Origin of the sequence: Maribacter sp. 6B07, from assembly GCF_002700155.1 — a bacterium.
GTDB classification, from domain to species: domain Bacteria; phylum Bacteroidota; class Bacteroidia; order Flavobacteriales; family Flavobacteriaceae; genus Maribacter; species Maribacter dokdonensis.
On the sequence record NZ_PDUT01000001.1, the window covers coordinates 468,259 to 485,922 of the forward strand.

Consider the following 17,664-nt stretch of genomic DNA (forward strand, 5'->3'; position numbering starts at 1 on the left):
TTTACTTTTTTGCCTTTGAAGAAACCTTTTCCTTAATTTTTACGTAAATCAATTTTTTACGCCCTTTAGAGTCTTCACGTCTTTCAATTTCAAAATGTGGGATGGAATTGATCAAAGGCGTCAATTTTTGAAATCCATAATTACGAGAATCAAAATTGGGTTGCTTTTTCTGAAGCAAACTACCAACATCACCTAAAAAAGCCCATCCGTCATCATCGGCTACATCGTCAATAGTGGTGGCAATAAAGCGTAATGCCTTTGGGGTAATTTTATCAACGGTATTTTTTTCCGTGGGTGTCTTATTGTTATCCGCAGCTTCTTCTTCGCTTCTACTTTTAAGAATTTCAATATAGATGAACTTATCGCAAGCCACAATAAATGGATTGGGTGTTTTGCGTTCGCCAATTCCAAAAACCTGCATGCCTGCTTCTCGCAATCTTGTTGCCAGTCTTGTAAAATCACTATCACTACTTACAATACAAAATCCGTTTACCTTACCAGAATATAAAATATCCATAGCATCGATAATCATGGCAGAATCGGTTGCATTCTTACCTTGGGTATACCCATATTGTTGAATAGGTGTTATGGCATTCTCCAACAGTACGTTTTTCCATTTTCCCAAACGCGGATTGGTCCAATCGCCATAAATACGTTTTATGGTAGGGTTGCCATATTTGGCAATTTCTTCCATCATTTCTTTTACATAGGCAGAAGGTATATTATCCCCATCTATCAGTACCGCTAAATTCAAATCCATTTGTAGTGTTTTTGTAAAGATAGATTGATTTCTACTTGAACCACAATATGTTGACCGATAAAGTTAAAAATGATTTTTTTACTGCGGATTATTGGCTTTCAAGGATCCAATAACCAGAAAGAGCAAGAATGCCAAACCCAAATAACCAACCATTTCATAAGATCCAAAGGTTGATAGACAAAGGCTAAATATACTAGGCGCCAAGGCACTTGCCAGTATTAAAAAACTCATTATTTTACCGGTTATACTCCCCAAATGTGCCCTCCCAAAAAACCTTGGCCAAGCTACGGCATTCAAAACGGCAAAGAATCCTCCCAGGATACCAAAACCGGCAATTAACATAGGTACGCCAGCAACTGTAGACAACAATAAAAACCCTAAAGAAGCCAGAAAACCACCCAATAACATTAGATACAAATACAATTTCAATGGTAGATAATCACTTAAAAAATTGAATATAGTAGAAACGGTAACCGCTACTACAGATCCTGGCAAGAAAATAGAAATGGCATCTTCCTTGGCAAAACCTTCATGTGTAAAAATAGACACCACATGAAAGGTAAGTCCCGTAATAAAAAAACTGTTGAAGGCAAGTGTAAGTCCGTACATCCAAAAAGCCCTTTCCTTTTTAGCTTCGGAAAGGGTAAACTGCTTTGTAACTACTTTTAGTTCTTCGTCTTCGGTTGAAAGTGACTTTGCACCATCTGGCAATAGACCATGCTTCTCAGGAGATATTTTATAGAAAGTGTAAATAAATATGCTGAACAGTAAAAGCCCAATAGCTAAAAATTGCCAAGTTCTTTCCCATCCATAACCTTCAATAAGCGCATTTACCCACAAGGGCGAAGAAGAAAACCCAAAGGAAAGTGCCACACTACTAAATGAGTTGACTTTACCCCTGTTTTTATCGAACCATATCATAATTACATTTCTAGATGCCATGGTCAAAACCCCTTGACCCGCAAAACGAAGCATAAAGAACAAAACGGTCATTAATACAAAGGGCACCATCCAAGTATCTACCGATAACAAATCTTTTATATAAGAACTCATTATTGCAGACCAAGAGCACAAGAATAAAGTAACACCCAAAGTTATGGCTGCAAAGAAAGCTACATAACGCGCCCCATAGGTATCAAACCAAACACCTGCCCTACCAATGACCAAGGAACTGACAATGGTACCTATCATATAGGCATTACTAAATTGATTACGGCTAAGCCCCAAGGCATCTTTCACGGGATCGGTAAAGACAGAGACACCAATAGTTTGCCCGGGTATACTACAATAAATCCCAATAGTACCTATGAAAAGAATAACGTAGCCATAAAACACAGGGCTCTTGGCTGGATCAATAAGCGGTTTTTGAAAAATATTGGCCATAGAAACTATACTGGTACAAAAGTACAGCATCGTAATCGTTCATTTTATCATTAACTTGTTGTTTTAATTCAAATTCAAATTTCATGAAGTATAGGTTTACGCTATCAATTATTTTATTGTTTTTTATCACTTGCGGCTCATTTACAAGTTTTGCACAAGAACAGGAATATTACCAACTAAAAACATATACCATAAAGAACGATACTCAAGAAAATATGGTAGACCATTACCTAAAAAATGCCTACCTACCAGCGTTAAAAAGAATGGGAATCAACAATATTGGTGTCTTTAAGGTAATACCCGGCAAGTTTACAATAAGCAATAAAATCTACGTATTAATTCCGTTTCAATCCTTAGCGGAGTTCAATAAATTAGAAGCTATGCTAGCGGTAGATAAAACCCATTTATCCGCGGGTGATGCATACATTAATGCCGCGCACGACAACAAACCTTATGAACGCATCAGCTCAGTGTTGTTACGTGCATTTTCCGATATGCCAAAAATGAAACCCAGCACGGTAGATGGTCCACGAGCAAACCGAGTATATGAACTTAGAAGTTACGAAGGACCAACAGAAGCCATCTACCGTAGAAAAGTAGATATGTTCAACGAGGGCGGCGAAGTGAAACTTTTTGAAAGTTTAGGTTTTAATGCGGTTTTTTATGCCGATGTCATTTCTGGAGATAAGATGCCCAATCTCATGTATATGACAACATTTAACAATATGAAAGAAAGAGATGCTCTTTGGAAAGATTTTGGATCGTCTGATAAATGGAAGGAAATTTCTGTGTTAGACAAATACCAAAACACTGTTAGTCACGCAGATATTCACCTATTGTACCCAACAGAATATTCAGATTATTAATTAGGATTACGAAGTACAAATTCTACACGCCGGTTGAGAAATCTACCGGCTTCCGTTTTATTGGTGGCTATTGGTAATGAACTACCCAAACCTATGGAGGATATCCTATTTATGCCTATTCCGTTTTCAGTCAAATAGCCAACGATTTCGCTTGCACGTCTTACTGACAATTTTTGATTAAAACTATCAGAGCCAATATCATCCGTATGTCCACGTATTTCAATATGAACAGTAGAATTTTTCTTCAAGTAAGAAAGCAATAGTTCCATTTCCAGTTGATGGTCTCCTCTAATCTTGGCTTTGTTAGAATTGAAATACACATCTTTAAAAACATGAATACTGTCTAACTCGTATTCTTTTAATCGAATATCGTCGCTTAACAGTTTTGAGTTCACATTATATACAGAGACCATATCTAAATAATAGTAAGAACCTTTTGTTATTTCCCTTTTGGTCTGATATTTCTGTGTGCGCCTATTGTTTTTAAAATTACCGATGACCATAAAATTTTCGGTTCCGTTGGCTTCATAGGTGGTGGTCAATTTCACCCACTTAATTTCATCGGAATAGTATTTGGAATAGGATATTACTAGCTCTTTGGATTTCTCTCCTTTTAGTTGGGCATAATGTAAGCCAGACAAAACCTTGCTCGTAGCAACTTCAACAGGAAGCTCGGTAAAACGGATACCAAATTCCTTGACCGCAAAGTCTGATCGTTCCGCCAGGCTAACATAAAAAGAAATTGTGTAGCGTTCGCCCTTTACCAACGTAGCGCTTAATTGCGCTTCAATATACTCACGATAGTCATTGGGGGCGTACATATAAAATCCGACATAGCCTTCGCCGAAATCTGCAGGTTGTTTACCATTAAAATTCTTTGGAGTACCCATGGCTACACTACAACCATTGAAATAATCCGTAGTCCCTTTAGTGGGCATTTTCCAATGTATCACATCTTTTTCCAAATTGCCCAATGCAACGGGGCATTGCTTATAGTTTTCAAAACTAGGATTCAATACCAAATTCTGACTCGCTAAAAAAAATGGCATGCACAGCGCAAGCAAAAGCAGAAGATTTAGATATGGTCTTATAGTTAACATGCGCATTAAATAGTTTCCCTAAAATACAGAAAAGATAAAATATGGCCGTTTTGCCAAATTTTACGCATAAAAAAAGCCCTTCTCATCTCAAAGAAGGGCCTTACTAACAATAAAAACCAAACCTTACTTTAACCTTTAATTGTTGTATAAGTAAATTGATGCAGCAGAAGCAAGATCATTACTAACTGCTGGTGCAACATTACCACTAGCATTTAAAGCATCTGAGAAGGAAAGTACCTTACCGTTACCTATCTCTGCAATGAACACTGTTTTTGTTTTGTGGTCGTAAGCTACATCTATTGGGTTACCCATTTCGGTTAAAGAACCGGCAACTCTTGTTTGCTCGGACAAGGCCAATGAACCGCCGTCATTTATTGCTGCCAATTTAGCGGCAAAATCTTGGGTTACTTGAAAACCACCATCTGTATTGGCATCTGCAGCATCTCCTATATCCGTCATCACCAACACATCATCAGCTTCGCTATAATCTATACCGTGTGTTCTTACAATACCTTCAACCGTAATTCTTTTAGTTGGTGTAATAGCACCATCAGCGGAAAAAGCGGTCAAGAAATTGTCATACACCGCTAAATCACTTGTGTTATCTACTACAGCCAATAAGCTATTGCCCATAAAAGTAATTCCCCAAGTGTTAAAACCGGCATCAAAAGTATTCATCAAACTAAAACTAGAACCGTTATATTCATATACGTAGAACTTATTTTCCGAATTACTTGACACTACCACCTTATTACCAAAGACAGCAATTTCCCTAGGGCTGGCCAACTCCGCACTACCTGAAAAATCCGCAGCAATATTTGCAAGATCGGTTACAGCAGAAAAACTACCATAAAACTCCAACGCCAAGCCAGATCTTGAAGCCTGTATTATAGCATCATTAAAAGCATCATAATAAATACCTTCTGTAGCATCAGAACCTGTGGCAACAGTTTTAGTTAGCATACCAGAACCGTCATAAATACTGACATCACCATTGGCAGTACTCGTAGCATATAATCTTGTTGCCCTAGCGTCACTAGAATCTCCTGTGTTACCATCTGTTTCATCACTACTGAAATAAATAGATGAAGCCATTGCCAAATCTTTGTTGAAAGACGGAGACACATCGCCACCAGAACCTATAGAAGTAAATCCTAATACTTTTCCATTTCCTATTTCAGAAACATATACTGCTTCGGTTTCAGAGTCGTAGGCAACATCAATAGGGTTACCCATTAAAGTTGATGAACCCGCTACTCTTACCTGCATTCCTATGGGTAATAATTCACCATCTGATAATGCATCGAATTTTGATGAGAATTCTGAAATTACATGAAAACCACCATCTGTGTTTGCATCTGTAGCATCACCAATATCGGTCAATACCATAACATCGTCCGTACCATCATAAGTAATACCGTGTGTTCTTACAATACCTTCAATAGTAACTCTTTTAGAAGATCTTAAAATAGCCGAGTTGGCGTTAGAAAGAAAATCATAATAAACTGCCAAGTCGCCCGTAGTATCAACAACAGCGTATAAATCATCACCTTTAAAAGTAATGCCCCAAACCGGGAACGGTACTTCAACGGTATTCATCAGTGTAAATCCGCTGCCTGTATTTTCATATACAAAGAATTTGTTAGACCCATTATCGGCCACTACAAAAGAACTTCCGTTTACCGCTAATTCTCTTGGGCTTTCCAAATCTGCCGCTCCTGAAAAGGAAGAAGTTATGGCATCACCATCAATTAATGTATTAATGTCCGCAAATGCTTCTAATTGTAAGTCGCTTCTAGATGCCTGATAGACCATATCGGCCGTAGCATCATAATAAATACCCTCTGCAGCCGTAGTTGTGGTCATATATGTAACCAAAGAATCTCCGGTAACGCTATATCTTGATATGTTTCCGTTTTCGTTATTGGTAACAAAAAGATCAGTTCTACGTCCTAAAACGGTCATTCCGTCTCCACAAGGTTCGCACATAGAACCACCACAATCAATACCGGTTTCATCACCGTTCATTACACCATCATCACAGGTGGCATCTGGATTCATATCTACGATGGCGTCATCATCATCACTGCAAGAAGCAATGAAAAGGGCACCTATAAGTATTGCTAAATAAAAAATAGATTTCTTCATAATTTATATTGGGTTTAATAGTTGAATTGCCCATACTTACGAAGTGAACTATTTGAGGTTTGTTTTAATGTGTTAAAAATATACTAAAACCAAAAACGCCTAAGTATCAGAAGCATCCGACACTTAGGCGTTGTCATTTATAAATGAATTGTTGTTAAAAGTCGAACTTATAGGTTGCGCCTCCTAAAATTTGAATTCCTTGTACCTGAAAGTTACACCAACGTTGATAATCGTTATTTGAAAGGTTGGCTCCCTTTATAAAGAACGACCATTGATCTGTATAACGATATCCAACATGGGCGTTGGCATCAAAATACCCATCTAAAGTAATAAGGGTTGCGGGAAATTCACTTGGTTGTGCATTTTGTACTACCGTGGATGAAAAATCTTCACGCTCACCAACATAGAACAAGTTAACACCAGCATACCATTTTTCACCTATTTGATAATCCATAAACAAAGAAGCCTGTAAATTTGGAAGGTTCCATGCCGGGTTGCCCGTTTCTGTATTATAATCATAGATCTCAACATTTGCACCTGCGGTAAAATTACGGTTAACATCTACATTCAACTCCCCAAAAATACCCAAGGTCTTTATATCATCATAAAACAAACCAAATGAATTACCATAGTAATATCCTTTATCATCTGACCTAAAATCGTTTCTCGGATTTAAAGTATATAAAGGTGTATTGTTCTCGGCGGTATATGACCCTTTAACATTATAGCTTAAATTAGGTAACAATTGCCCTTTAAAACCTACATAAGCATTGTACTGGCTATCTGTTGGCGCAATGGTCAACGTTGGCGAAACAAAAGGGTTACCTTCTACAAAATCATAATACGAGTTTTGTTTTAACTCCCCTGTTACCCCACCATAAGCGATTACGGTTTCATCTAACAACCTATACGAAGCCGTTACAGCCGGATAGATATAGAAATTACTTTCACTATTCTCCAAGTCCATTCCGTAGACCAAATTTACTCCCAAATTCAAGGAAAGATCATCACGCAACATGGTCAAAGTCGGATTTATACCTACTTGCAAATTGCCATAAGAAATACCATTATCATTGTCAGCACTACTAACACTGGCACTTTCAAATGTACCACCAACATAATCCAACTTTACTTTAGCATTAAAGGTTTCTTCGTTCATTGGAAACTCAAATCCGGTATTGAAAATTGCCCTGTTTTCACCGGAACTTACGGCATCAAAAAATCTTCTATACTTTAAATCGGCCCTTTTAAAATAAGCATCTTCCACGTTTATGTGACCACTTACTTCGCCCATGTAATAATTTTGACGTTCATCAATACTATTAATAACCGTTTCACTGAACACACCGGGTTCAATACCGTACCAATTATACAGTTGATGTTGCAACCCAATGGCCGCACCCCAATCTAAATCCCTATCTCTTTTTGCATACGATGCATCTAACCTGGTATCATAAAAGGTATCGTTAAGCTCTACACCGTTGATTCCACCACGAGAAGACAAATGGTTGAAACCAATATCAAAATTCTCATCTCTATTTATAGTTCTACTCGTATAAAACTCGCCCAGAACATTACCATACAATCCGGCGCCCAATGAAGCATATGAATTATATAATACCGGAGGAGGTAATTTTTCTACTTTAGATGCCGTTCCTTTAGAAGGCGTAAACGTAGATGCTACCGGAACAGAAAATATGCTGTAATTGATCGGTTTTTTCTGAAGAACGATAGAATCGTTCATATTTGGTACCGATTTAATTTTAAAAGCATCTGAAACGGTTGGCGTGTAGGCTTTGGTCACCGTTACGGTTTCTGTACCCAAATCTTTCTCTTCCTCTTCTTGAGCAAAGGTAACTTGAAAGCCAAGCGTTAAAAATATAAGCGTAAATATATGTTTGTTGTACATAGGTGTTCTTTTACTGGTGTACGTGAATCTTTTAATTAGGATCTACAGATGAATTGCTCTTGGCCTCTTTTGACTTTATAATGGTCAATTCCGCTCTAGCCTCGGCAACAATTTCCGGGTATTGCGTAAAGTTGGTTATTACGCTCTCTAAAATATAGGTTGCTTGGTAGGCATCGTTTAAGGCATAATAGTTTTTAGCCATTAACACCAAACCTTTACCACCCCATTCTTTGTACGCCGCATAATCTTTAGCCAATTTTTGAACCGCTACGTTTGAATTTTCGTAAGCACCGTCTTTATGCTCAAAATAAGCATCATAATACAATGCTTCTGCAGCAGTGGCACCAGAAGCTATTTTTAAAACTTCTGCATAGGCCGCTTTAGCCTTTGCCTCATCATTTGTAGCAATGGCCGATCTGGCGATCATAATATGCGCATCGCTCTTTATTCTGTCGTCAATACTTGGAGTAGACAATACCTTATCCGCGTATTCCAATGTCTTTGGATAGTTCTTTTGCTTGTAATACCCTTTCATTAAATTGGAACGTGCAAAAGTTCTGTTCTGCTGAATATTCGCCTGACTCTCCAATTTTAACAAATATGGCAATGCAATCTGGTAATCGTCTTTAGAGATATAGACCTCGCATACACGTGTTAATGCCTGTTCTGCATACTCGCTCGTGCTTCTATCCGCCACATATTTGTAATACTGTAAAGCAGCTTCCTTATCTCCTTTTCCAAAATATAATTGAGCTAAACTGAAGTTGGCATCTACGGCATGTAAACCTGTTGGGAACTGCTGAATGTAATTCTTATACCCTTTAATAGCGGCATCAACATTACCCTCCAAGTTCTGTTTTTGGGCAGCGTCAAAAGTAGCATTATCCAATTCGGCATCGGTTACCTCTACAAAATCCAATCCGCGTACCCACTCGGCATACTCGTTTACCTGCCCCATATCCACATAGACCAATTTTGCCGTAGCAACCGCCTGTATAGCCTCTTGCGTTTTTGGGAAATCTCTAACCACGGTTTTAAATTTAGCCAATGCAGCCTCATTTCTGCTGGCGTTATAATTGACCAAACCTTGTCTCATTAATGCCTGTGGCACCAATGAACTGGCCCTATATTCACTGATCAAGCGATCATAGGCCTCTAGACCTTTACTCTCTTGGCCTTGGGCTACATACGTATTACCCAGTTCAAACAAAGCATCGTCCCTAAAGCTTGATCTAGGAAATTTGCTTACAAATTCTTCAAGGTTTTCAATTTTGCTAGCACCTCTGTCCACGTAACCATAGCTCATTGCTTTTTGATAGAAGGCATAATCTTTTTCAGGTCCTGTTAAAGCCAAAGCTTTATTGTATGTTTCTATGGCAGGCCAGTATTTACTGGTCGCATAATAACTATCGCCCAAACGTAGGTAACCATCATTTAATTTTTCTACATCGGCATTACCATTAGACGTAAATGCGTTGAAATAGGTAATGGCCTCATTATAATTTTTCTGCTTAAAATATCCGTATGCCAAATTATAATCAACATCGGTATACATTGCCGTACTCTGTGCAGACGGGTTGTTCTTAAATGCCGTATACCCTTTTACCGCATCATCAAAACGGTTGGACAAATAATCGGACTCCGCTTTCCAATAATCGGCACGGGCCTTGAACAACATGTCTTCCGCACTGCCCAATGATTTGGAAAAATTCTCTGAAGCCGCATTATAATCGCCTTCCATAAAAAGCTCAATACCTCTATAATAAGCTACTTTTTGGTATACCGATTTACTGGCGTAGTTTTTATTCTCCTCCAACAATTGCATGGCACCTTCAAAGTTCTTTGAGGTAATGTATGAATCTACCAATAAGGTCTGCATCTCTTCTTGATGCTCATCTTTAGGATAGGTTTTTAAATAATTGGTAATTACTTGCGGTACCGGCTCATAGGCATTACCCACTTCATAACTTAAACGTGCATAATTTAAGAATGCATCTTTTTGAATTTCCGCACTGTAATCCATTTGAGATGCATTACGGAAAGCGTTCAGAGCTTCCTGCTTTTTATCCAACTTTAAATAACATTCTGCCAAATGGTAGTATGCATTTTGTGCAACGCTATTGGTACCTCCAATAATTTTGTTGAATTGGGCAATGGCATTCGCATAATCACCACCTTTATAATAGGCATAGCCCAAATAGTAATAATCGGTATTACTCCATTTACCGCCTTTACCATTATACTCCGTAAGGTAAGGTATGGCGTTTTCGTACTGCTTTAGGTTAAAGTAACTTTCCCCAATGATTTTGTTCAGTTCAGATACTTCACGTCGGTCAGATTTTGGCAATTGCTTTTTTGCCAATGCAATAGCCTCTTCAAACTTACCCAGCTTAAAGTTCATATCTGCCTGGTAATAACTCAACTTTTCCTCTAACACATCTTGATCCGTAATTTGATCAAAACGCTGGTTTGCGGTTTCATAGTCATCTTGCTGATAAGAAATATAACCTAAGTAATATTTTGCCTGTGAACCGTAAACCTGAGAGGTCGTTACTTTCTCCAAATATTTTTCAGCCTCTTTTGTTTTGCGTGACGTAAATAAAGAATACCCATAATTGAAGTTGAACTTATCCATCTCTCCACGAGAAAGAGAACTTTGATCTACTTTGTTGTACCATTTTAAAGCGTACGGATATTTTCCTGTTTGAAAATAGTACTCCGCCACATCGGCATAAGCAGAATTACGTTTAGTGGACGTAGGATATTTTTCAACAAAATCTTCCATCAACCTATCGGCACCCATCTGGTTTAAGCGCACTGCCGCGTTGGCAGAATAATAGGCACTGTTGGCAGCAGTCTCCTCATCTTTTGTTGACACTTTGACCTTATCAAAAATAGTCTGTGCCGCTTGATATTGTTCGTTGTTGTATAGCGCTAGCGCGTCTTGAAATGCTTTCTGTTCATGGGTATAGATCTTTGTCTCTTGGGCCGTGCCCAAAGCTACCAAACCCAATACCATTGGAATAAAAGCGGTGAATTGTTTAAGCATAGTGTTCTGTTACTATTTAGAATTACCGTTATCACATGTGATAACGGCAAAAATTGTACCTAAGTATGTGCAATACCCATACAAAAGAAAAGAATTTGAACATGGGGACTCTAATATCTAATGGAACTTATTACTTTTATATCAACATTTGCGTTATGGAAGAGATTGTTTTAGAACTTAAAGATGCGGCTATCTTTCAAAAGGAGAGCTTGGTACTTAGTGAAGTTAGTTTAAAAATCGCTAAAGGTGAATTTGTTTACCTCATTGGTAAGACCGGTAGCGGTAAAAGTAGCTTTATGAAGACCCTATATGGCGATTTGCCTTTGCAAAAGGGCGAAGGGCATGTGGTGGAGTTCGATCTTAAGACGCTAAAGGAAAAGGACATTCCATTTTTACGCAGAAAACTAGGTATTGTCTTTCAGGATTTTAAACTATTGCCAGACCGCAATATTAACCAGAACATGTTCTTTGTACTGAAAGCTACCGGGTGGACGGATAAAGCCGAGATGGATGCAAGGGTAGCAAACGTACTTGAAAAAGTAGGTATGAAAACCAAGGGCTTTAAATTTCCACATGAGCTTTCTGGTGGAGAACAACAACGTATTGCCATTGCCCGTGCCTTATTGAACGACCCCGAGCTGATCATTGCCGATGAGCCAACCGGAAACCTTGATCCACAAACCAGTGTAGAGGTGATGAAGGTTTTACAGGAAATCAATAAATCCGGGAGAACCATTCTAATGGCCACCCATGATTACGCCTTAATATTAAAATTCCCTTCTAAAACTATCAAGTGCGATGCCAATAAGGTTTTTGAAGTAGTGCAAAGGGCGGTGTAGACGTATTTATTAATATGCCACGTATTGTTCTAACCACTAAAATCAATGCTAGTAAGGAAATTGTTTTTGATATTTCCCGAAGTATTGATTTACATAAAATTTCTACAGAACAGACCAACGAAGAAGCTATTGCAGGTGTCACCACTGGTCTAATTGGTTTAAATGAATGGGTTACTTGGCAAGCTAAACATTTTGGTATTAGTCAAAAACTAACCACTAAAATTACCGAGTTTGAATACCCCAATTATTTTACCGACGAAATGATGAAAGGCGCTTTTAAAAATTTTAAGCATAAACATGTATTTGAAAGTCGCCAAAACAGCACGTTGATGACCGACTATTTTGATTACACCTCTCCTTTGGGTTTTTTAGGTAAAATTGCTGATAGTTTATTTTTAAAAAAATACATGACTAATTTTCTGAAAAAACGAAATACAACAATTAAAGCGTTTGCCGAGTCGGAAAAATGGAAACAACTAATTGAAATCAATAAATAAGTATCATGATCGCACGAATTTGGGAAGGCAAAACAAAATTGGATCATCTAAATGAATACGAAGATTTTATGAAGTCTCGCGCCATACCTGATTACAGTAAGACAACCGGCTTTGTAAAACTTATGTTTCTAAAGCATACAGACAAAAAATTCGCTTATTTTAAACTCATCACCGTTTGGGAAAGTTTGGAGGTCATTAAAAATTTTGCCGGTGAAGATTATGAAATAGCAAAATACTACCCTGAAGACAAAAACTATCTTATCGATTTTCCAGAAAAAGTAACTCACTTTGAAATCTTTGCAGAACAATAAAACATAGTACATTACCTTATGAAAAACCCTGAAAAAATCCGCTTATCACAACAACAAAAAGAAGAAAAAGACTGGTTAAAATGGGGACCGTATTTAAGTGAACGCCAATGGGGAACGGTACGTGAAGATTATAGTGCCGGTGGCGATGCCTGGAACTATTTTCCGCATGACCATGCCAGAAGTCGCGCTTTTCGTTGGGGTGAAGATGGTATTGCAGGTATTAGCGACCGCTATTGCAATATGTGTTTTAGCATAGGTTTGTGGAACGGAAAAGATCCCATTATAAAAGAACGCCTATTTGGGCTAACAGGTCCGCAAGGTAATCATGGAGAAGATGTAAAAGAGCTGTACTATTATTTAGAGAATACACCGTCTCACTCGTACATGAAGTACTTGTACAAGTATTCCCAGAAAGCGTATCCATACAATGAACTCATAGCCGAGAATCAAAAACGAAATCGAAAAGAGCTGGAATATGAACTTTTGGATACCGGTATTTTTGATGACAACACCTATTTTGATGTCAGTACCGAATATGCAAAGGGAGACGAGACCGATATCCTCATAAAAATTACCATTACCAACAGAAGCAACCAAGCAGCGCCCATAACACTATTACCACAAATGGTAATGCGTAATCATTGGACATTTAAAGAAATGTCCAAAAAACCTGTTATCACTAAAAAAGGGACCAAAACAAATCCTTTTGTGCATATAGACCACCCTTATGTGGGCAGCTACAATCTGTATTTTCAAAAGGCGGCACAGTTGTTCTTTACCGAAAATGAAACGAACAGAAAAAAAGTATATAGCGATACAAACGACCACCCATATAAAAAGGATTTATTTAATGATGCCGTTTGTAACAATGATTTTGAATTGGCCACCAAAAATAGCTCCGGGACCAAATTTGCACCGTTATACCAAGAAATTATAGGTGGCGGTGAATCTAAAACCTTTCAACTTCGTTTGACAGAAGAAACTTTGAATACACCTTTTTCAGATTTTGATGCTATTTTTAAAGCACGACAAGAAGAATGTGCCCAATTTTATGAAGAAATAGCTCCTAAAGCAACCGATGATCGAAAGGCGATTTTAAAACAAGCCTTTGCCGGTTTACTATGGACAAAGCAATACTACAATTACGAGGTTGAAAAATGGCTGGAAGGCGATTACAAAACCACCCCACCGCCAGAGCAGCGTAAAAACGGAAGAAATAGCAATTGGAAAACACTTAGAAACCACGATGTACTTTCTATGCCCGATGCTTGGGAATATCCGTGGTACGCGGCGTGGGACTCTGCCTTTCACTGTGCCTCTTTTGCGTCTATAGATCCTGAATTTGCCAAAGATCAATTATTGCTGTTCACCAAAGAATGGTATATGGCACCTAATGGGCAAATTCCCGCATACGAATGGAATTTCAGTGATGTAAATCCGCCAGTACAGGCATGGGCAACATTACAGATTTACGGCACCGATAAGTCCATTACAGGTGTACCCGATATCAAGTTCCTAAAACGCATGTTCAACAAACTTTCGTTGAACTTCAACTGGTGGGTAAATCGTCAAGACAGAAATGACAATAATGTCTTTCAAGGCGGATTTTTGGGCTTGGATAACATTGGGGTCTTTGATCGTAGCCATGGTGTGCCCGGCGGTGGATTCTTGGATCAAGTTGACGGTACCGCTTGGATGGCCCTATATAGTTTAAACATGCTAGAAATAAGTCTTCGTATTGCGGAACATGACGATACCTATGAAGACATGGCGACAAAATATTTTGGGCATTTTGTATTCATAGCAGAAGCCCTAAACAAAATGGATACCGATAAGGCTAATGTTTGGGATGATGTAGAAGGTTTCTTCTATGATAGGTTGATCTTGCCCAATGGGCAATCTACCACCATTAAAGTACGCTCTATTGCAGGTATGTTGTCCCTAGCGGCAGTACTTACCATTAAAAAAAGTGTGTTGGATAAATTTCCAAAGTTTAAAGCCAGTGTTCTTTGGTTTAAAAAATACCGTGCAGAAAACTTAAAATATGAGGTAATACAGCAATACGAAGCAGATGGCGACCTACTGCTTTCATTGGTACCTAAGGATAGAATGCAAAAACTGGTCACTGCACTTTTAGATGAGAAAGAATTTTTAAGTGAATATGGTATACGATCATTATCTAAAGTACATGAGAAAGCCTATCAAATTCATATTGACGGCATAGAATATTCCATTGATTATGAGCCGGCGGAATCTACCGTGCCCTTGTTCGGTGGAAATTCTAACTGGCGCGGACCTATTTGGATGCCCATGAACTATCTGTTCATTCAAGCACTACGAGAATACCAATGGTATGACGGTAATGACTTCCTTTTTGAATACCCAACCGGGAGCAACAAACTCCTGAACCTTAAACAAGTGAGCGATGAGTTGAGCAAACGCCTGATCCACATGTTCGAGAAAGATGAAAAAGGTAATAGGGCAATTAACAAGAACTACGAAAAATACTACCAAGACCCTCATTTTAAGGACTTGATATTATTCTACGAATATTTTCACGGAGAAAACGGTCGTGGTCTGGGAGCATCGCATCAAACAGGTTGGACAGCCTTAGTTGCCAACCTTATTGAGGAATTGGAAGAATAATGAGATCCTCTTATATATCCGACTCAGAGAAACCTAAACCGTGTTTTTCGGTCGGATATAAAATTCCATTTTCCAATTTAAAAATGGAATGATAGGGATCATCAATTATATCTAAATGACCATCTAGATCGGCATACTTAATATTAGGTCTAGATAGGGCAAAGTGCAAACCTGCGGCAATACCCAGTCCGCACTCATCTATACAACCCACCATAGCATCTAATTTAGCTGCCTTGGCTACGGAATTGATATGCATACCCACCCAAATACCACCTACTTTCTGTAGCTTGATATTCACCATATCTACCCGTTCATTTTGTGCCAATCGAAATGCATCGGTCAATGTTTTTAGACTTTCATCTGCCATAATAGGCACATTTACCTGATCCATTACTTCGCCCAAGCGTTCTTCAGCCTCCACTTTGGTGGGTTGCTCAAAAATTTCTACCCCAATTGCGGCAGTAGCCTTCACAAATGCAACCGATTCTTTTACAGAATAGCCCTGGTTACCATCAAACCGTAATTCAACATTCGGGTACTTTTCGTGAATCATTCGCATTTTAGCAATATCCTCTTCAAGGTTAGAACCGCCTTTAACCTTTAAAATGCCAAATCCTTGCTTTACAAATTCACTAGCTTGAGCCAAGGTCTCGTCTACACCCATAATACCAATGGTAATACTGGTAGCAATTTGATTGCGATAGCCCCCTAAAAACTTGTACAAAGGCACCTCGGCTTTTTTAGACATAATATCAAATAATGCCAAATCTACCATTGCCAAAGTAGAAGACCGTTTGCCCAATACTTGTTTAAGTTCTAAAAGCAATAGCGCGTAGGTAAATGGATCCTTGCCTTTTAAATACGGTATAATAATGCTATCTATGGCATGTGCAACATCATCAGGAGTTTCATTGGTAACTATAGGATCTGGCGCTGCGCAACCATAACCTATAATTTTACCATCGGTCTCTACTTTTAGTATAAAATTACTGGTGCGATCTATAGTCTCATAAGCGATCGTGTAAGGATCGGAGAGTTTTAAATCTAAGCGCTCAAAAGAAATGTTCGTTATTCTCATTTCAATTTTGACATCAAAATGGCTATTAAATCATCTGCACCGTACTCCAATACATCAAAAGCCGGTAATTTAGTTTCAAGGGTAATTGCTTTGCATACCTCTAGAATTTCGCTTTTCTCCATGCCTTCATGATTTACGGTAATGGCAATTACCTCTTTACCCGAAATCACTTGTATGGCATTGATCTGCTCTTCTAACGAATGCATTTTATATCCTGGGAACCCATCATACTCCAAACGTTTTGGTGCATGTTGCAGAATAACATAGTCCGGTCTACCTGCAGCCAGAATTTCAAATCCGCCCGGGTAAGCAGGATTCATTAAGCTCCCCTGCCCTTCTATGACAATAACATCTGGATCTTCATTCTTGTAGGCACTGACCACGGCATGTTCAATTTCACCCGATACAAAATCATTGATACAACTATCCATCACCATACTATATTTAGCGCCTTGCATCCATCCGGTTTGTCCGGTACCTATCATTTCCGCCTTTTTACCGGCATTCCTAAATGCATGTACTAAAATCCAGGCAGTTGTACGTTTACCTAGGGCCGAATCCGTTCCTAAAACCGCTAATTTTAAACAGTCTACTTTTTCGATATCTCCCGTAAAAAAGTGCAATTGATCGCGATCCGGAGTTTTTCTGATATCCCTGATATTCACATTCTTTTCTTTGGCCAATGCAACCAATGCCGCATCGTTCGTTAGAAAATCATGCAAACCACTGTCAACGTTCCAGCCTTGTTGCAGCGCAGCTTTTATAGTGGCTTTTGCAACTTGTGGCAACCTACCACCATCTGGTGCAAGCCCTATTACCAAATAACTTGGCAAGTTGTCGCTGGCCGTTAATGCTATAATAGCAGCTTCCAGATCTTTAAAAACCGGTATTCCGTTTGGTCTGCCATCTAAAACATCACCGGCATCTCTACCGGCATATTTAGCATCTAGCACACCAACCACATCATAACGTTCGGTAAAGCGAACCAACCCATGTGCCGTTTTACCGTTAGGCGTATTAAATGCTCCCTCACAATACACCAGTGCCTTACCGTCAATAACTTTTTTCATTTTTATAT

The 17,664-nt window shown here is 38.7% G+C and carries 13 protein-coding genes; 5 read left to right on the plus strand and 8 right to left on the minus strand.

What is annotated here, in order from left to right:
• Window position 1: 1 nt before the first annotated feature.
• Both CSC80_RS01960 and CSC80_RS01965 read right to left on the minus strand, forming a co-directional pair.
• Window positions 2-760, minus strand: coding sequence for an NYN domain-containing protein (locus CSC80_RS01960; protein ID WP_058103672.1), 759 nt, complete (start codon window positions 758-760; stop codon window positions 2-4).
• Window positions 761-838: 78 nt separating this feature from the next.
• Window positions 839-2,173: an MFS transporter gene (locus CSC80_RS01965; protein ID WP_236973305.1), complete on the minus strand. Its 1,335-nt coding sequence runs from the start codon at window positions 2,171-2,173 to the stop codon at window positions 839-841.
• 53 nt (window positions 2,174-2,226) lie between these two features.
• Between CSC80_RS01965 and CSC80_RS01970 the strand changes: the two genes are divergently transcribed.
• Window positions 2,227-3,009: an NIPSNAP family protein gene (locus CSC80_RS01970; RefSeq protein WP_099189415.1), complete on the plus strand. Its 783-nt coding sequence runs from the start codon at window positions 2,227-2,229 to the stop codon at window positions 3,007-3,009.
• Here CSC80_RS01970 and CSC80_RS01975 read toward each other — a convergent pair.
• The 4 genes from CSC80_RS01975 to CSC80_RS01990 form a co-directional block, all read right to left on the minus strand.
• On the minus strand, window positions 3,006-4,058 hold the full coding sequence (locus tag CSC80_RS01975; RefSeq protein ID WP_180268570.1) for an OmpA family protein: 1,053 nt from the start codon (window positions 4,056-4,058) through the stop codon (window positions 3,006-3,008). The two genes, CSC80_RS01970 and CSC80_RS01975, sit on opposite strands and share 4 nt — an antisense overlap.
• Before the next feature lie 186 nt (window positions 4,059-4,244).
• Window positions 4,245-6,257 (minus strand): hypothetical protein, encoded by a 2,013-nt coding sequence (locus CSC80_RS01980; protein ID WP_099189419.1) that lies wholly within the window; start codon window positions 6,255-6,257, stop codon window positions 4,245-4,247.
• 154 nt (window positions 6,258-6,411) lie between these two features.
• Entirely contained in the window at window positions 6,412-8,166 is a 1,755-nt protein-coding gene (locus CSC80_RS01985; RefSeq protein ID WP_099189421.1) for a TonB-dependent receptor, read from the minus strand.
• A 31-nt stretch (window positions 8,167-8,197) separates the two neighbouring features.
• On the minus strand, window positions 8,198-11,215 hold the full coding sequence (locus CSC80_RS01990) for a tetratricopeptide repeat protein (protein ID WP_099189423.1): 3,018 nt from the start codon (window positions 11,213-11,215) through the stop codon (window positions 8,198-8,200).
• 155 nt (window positions 11,216-11,370) lie between these two features.
• Here CSC80_RS01990 and CSC80_RS01995 point away from each other — a divergent pair, with 155 nt between their 5' ends.
• From CSC80_RS01995 to CSC80_RS02010, 4 genes are read left to right on the plus strand one after another with little or no spacing between them, the layout of a single operon-like run.
• On the plus strand, window positions 11,371-12,054 hold the full coding sequence (locus tag CSC80_RS01995; protein WP_058103679.1) for an ATP-binding cassette domain-containing protein: 684 nt from the start codon (window positions 11,371-11,373) through the stop codon (window positions 12,052-12,054).
• Window positions 12,055-12,068: 14 nt separating this feature from the next.
• Window positions 12,069-12,551 (plus strand): SRPBCC family protein, encoded by a 483-nt coding sequence (locus CSC80_RS02000; RefSeq protein WP_099189425.1) that lies wholly within the window; start codon window positions 12,069-12,071, stop codon window positions 12,549-12,551.
• Window positions 12,552-12,556: 5 nt separating this feature from the next.
• Window positions 12,557-12,862 (plus strand): antibiotic biosynthesis monooxygenase, encoded by a 306-nt coding sequence (locus tag CSC80_RS02005; RefSeq protein WP_099189427.1) that lies wholly within the window; start codon window positions 12,557-12,559, stop codon window positions 12,860-12,862.
• A gap of 18 nt (window positions 12,863-12,880) precedes the next feature.
• Window positions 12,881-15,508 carry a glucosidase gene (locus CSC80_RS02010; RefSeq protein ID WP_099189429.1) on the plus strand — a complete coding sequence of 876 codons (2,628 nt, stop codon included), beginning with the start codon at window positions 12,881-12,883 and terminating at the stop codon, window positions 15,506-15,508.
• Window positions 15,509-15,518: 10 nt separating this feature from the next.
• On the opposite strand, the gene CSC80_RS02015 is transcribed toward CSC80_RS02010, so the two are convergent.
• Together CSC80_RS02015 and CSC80_RS02020 are read right to left on the minus strand one after the other, a co-directional pair.
• Window positions 15,519-16,586 (minus strand): dipeptide epimerase, encoded by a 1,068-nt coding sequence (locus CSC80_RS02015; RefSeq protein ID WP_099189431.1) that lies wholly within the window; start codon window positions 16,584-16,586, stop codon window positions 15,519-15,521.
• Window positions 16,583-17,656, minus strand: coding sequence for a DUF1611 domain-containing protein (locus tag CSC80_RS02020; protein ID WP_099189433.1), 1,074 nt, complete (start codon window positions 17,654-17,656; stop codon window positions 16,583-16,585). Before CSC80_RS02020 ends, CSC80_RS02015 begins: the two co-directional genes overlap by 4 nt.
• Window positions 17,657-17,664 lie beyond the last annotated feature (8 nt).

Bases quoted from the DNA above. Each gene is read 5' to 3' on its own strand.
- CSC80_RS01960 (WP_058103672.1), bottom strand. From the start codon at position 760: ATGGATTTGAATTTAGCGGTACTGATAGATGGGGATAATATACCTTCT.
- CSC80_RS01965 (WP_236973305.1), bottom strand. From the start codon at position 2,173: ATGCTGTACTTTTGTACCAGTATAGTTTCTATGGCCAATATTTTTCAA.
- CSC80_RS01970 (WP_099189415.1), top strand. From the start codon at position 2,227: ATGAAGTATAGGTTTACGCTATCAATTATTTTATTGTTTTTTATCACT.
- CSC80_RS01975 (WP_180268570.1), bottom strand. From the start codon at position 4,058: ATGCCATTTTTTTTAGCGAGTCAGAATTTGGTATTGAATCCTAGTTTT.
- CSC80_RS01980 (WP_099189419.1), bottom strand. From the start codon at position 6,257: ATGAAGAAATCTATTTTTTATTTAGCAATACTTATAGGTGCCCTTTTC.
- CSC80_RS01985 (WP_099189421.1), bottom strand. From the start codon at position 8,166: ATGTACAACAAACATATATTTACGCTTATATTTTTAACGCTTGGCTTT.
- CSC80_RS01990 (WP_099189423.1), bottom strand. From the start codon at position 11,215: ATGCTTAAACAATTCACCGCTTTTATTCCAATGGTATTGGGTTTGGTA.
- CSC80_RS01995 (WP_058103679.1), top strand. From the start codon at position 11,371: ATGGAAGAGATTGTTTTAGAACTTAAAGATGCGGCTATCTTTCAAAAG.
- CSC80_RS02000 (WP_099189425.1), top strand. From the start codon at position 12,069: ATGCCACGTATTGTTCTAACCACTAAAATCAATGCTAGTAAGGAAATT.
- CSC80_RS02005 (WP_099189427.1), top strand. From the start codon at position 12,557: ATGATCGCACGAATTTGGGAAGGCAAAACAAAATTGGATCATCTAAAT.
- CSC80_RS02010 (WP_099189429.1), top strand. From the start codon at position 12,881: ATGAAAAACCCTGAAAAAATCCGCTTATCACAACAACAAAAAGAAGAA.
- CSC80_RS02015 (WP_099189431.1), bottom strand. From the start codon at position 16,586: ATGAGAATAACGAACATTTCTTTTGAGCGCTTAGATTTAAAACTCTCC.
- CSC80_RS02020 (WP_099189433.1), bottom strand. From the start codon at position 17,656: ATGAAAAAAGTTATTGACGGTAAGGCACTGGTGTATTGTGAGGGAGCA.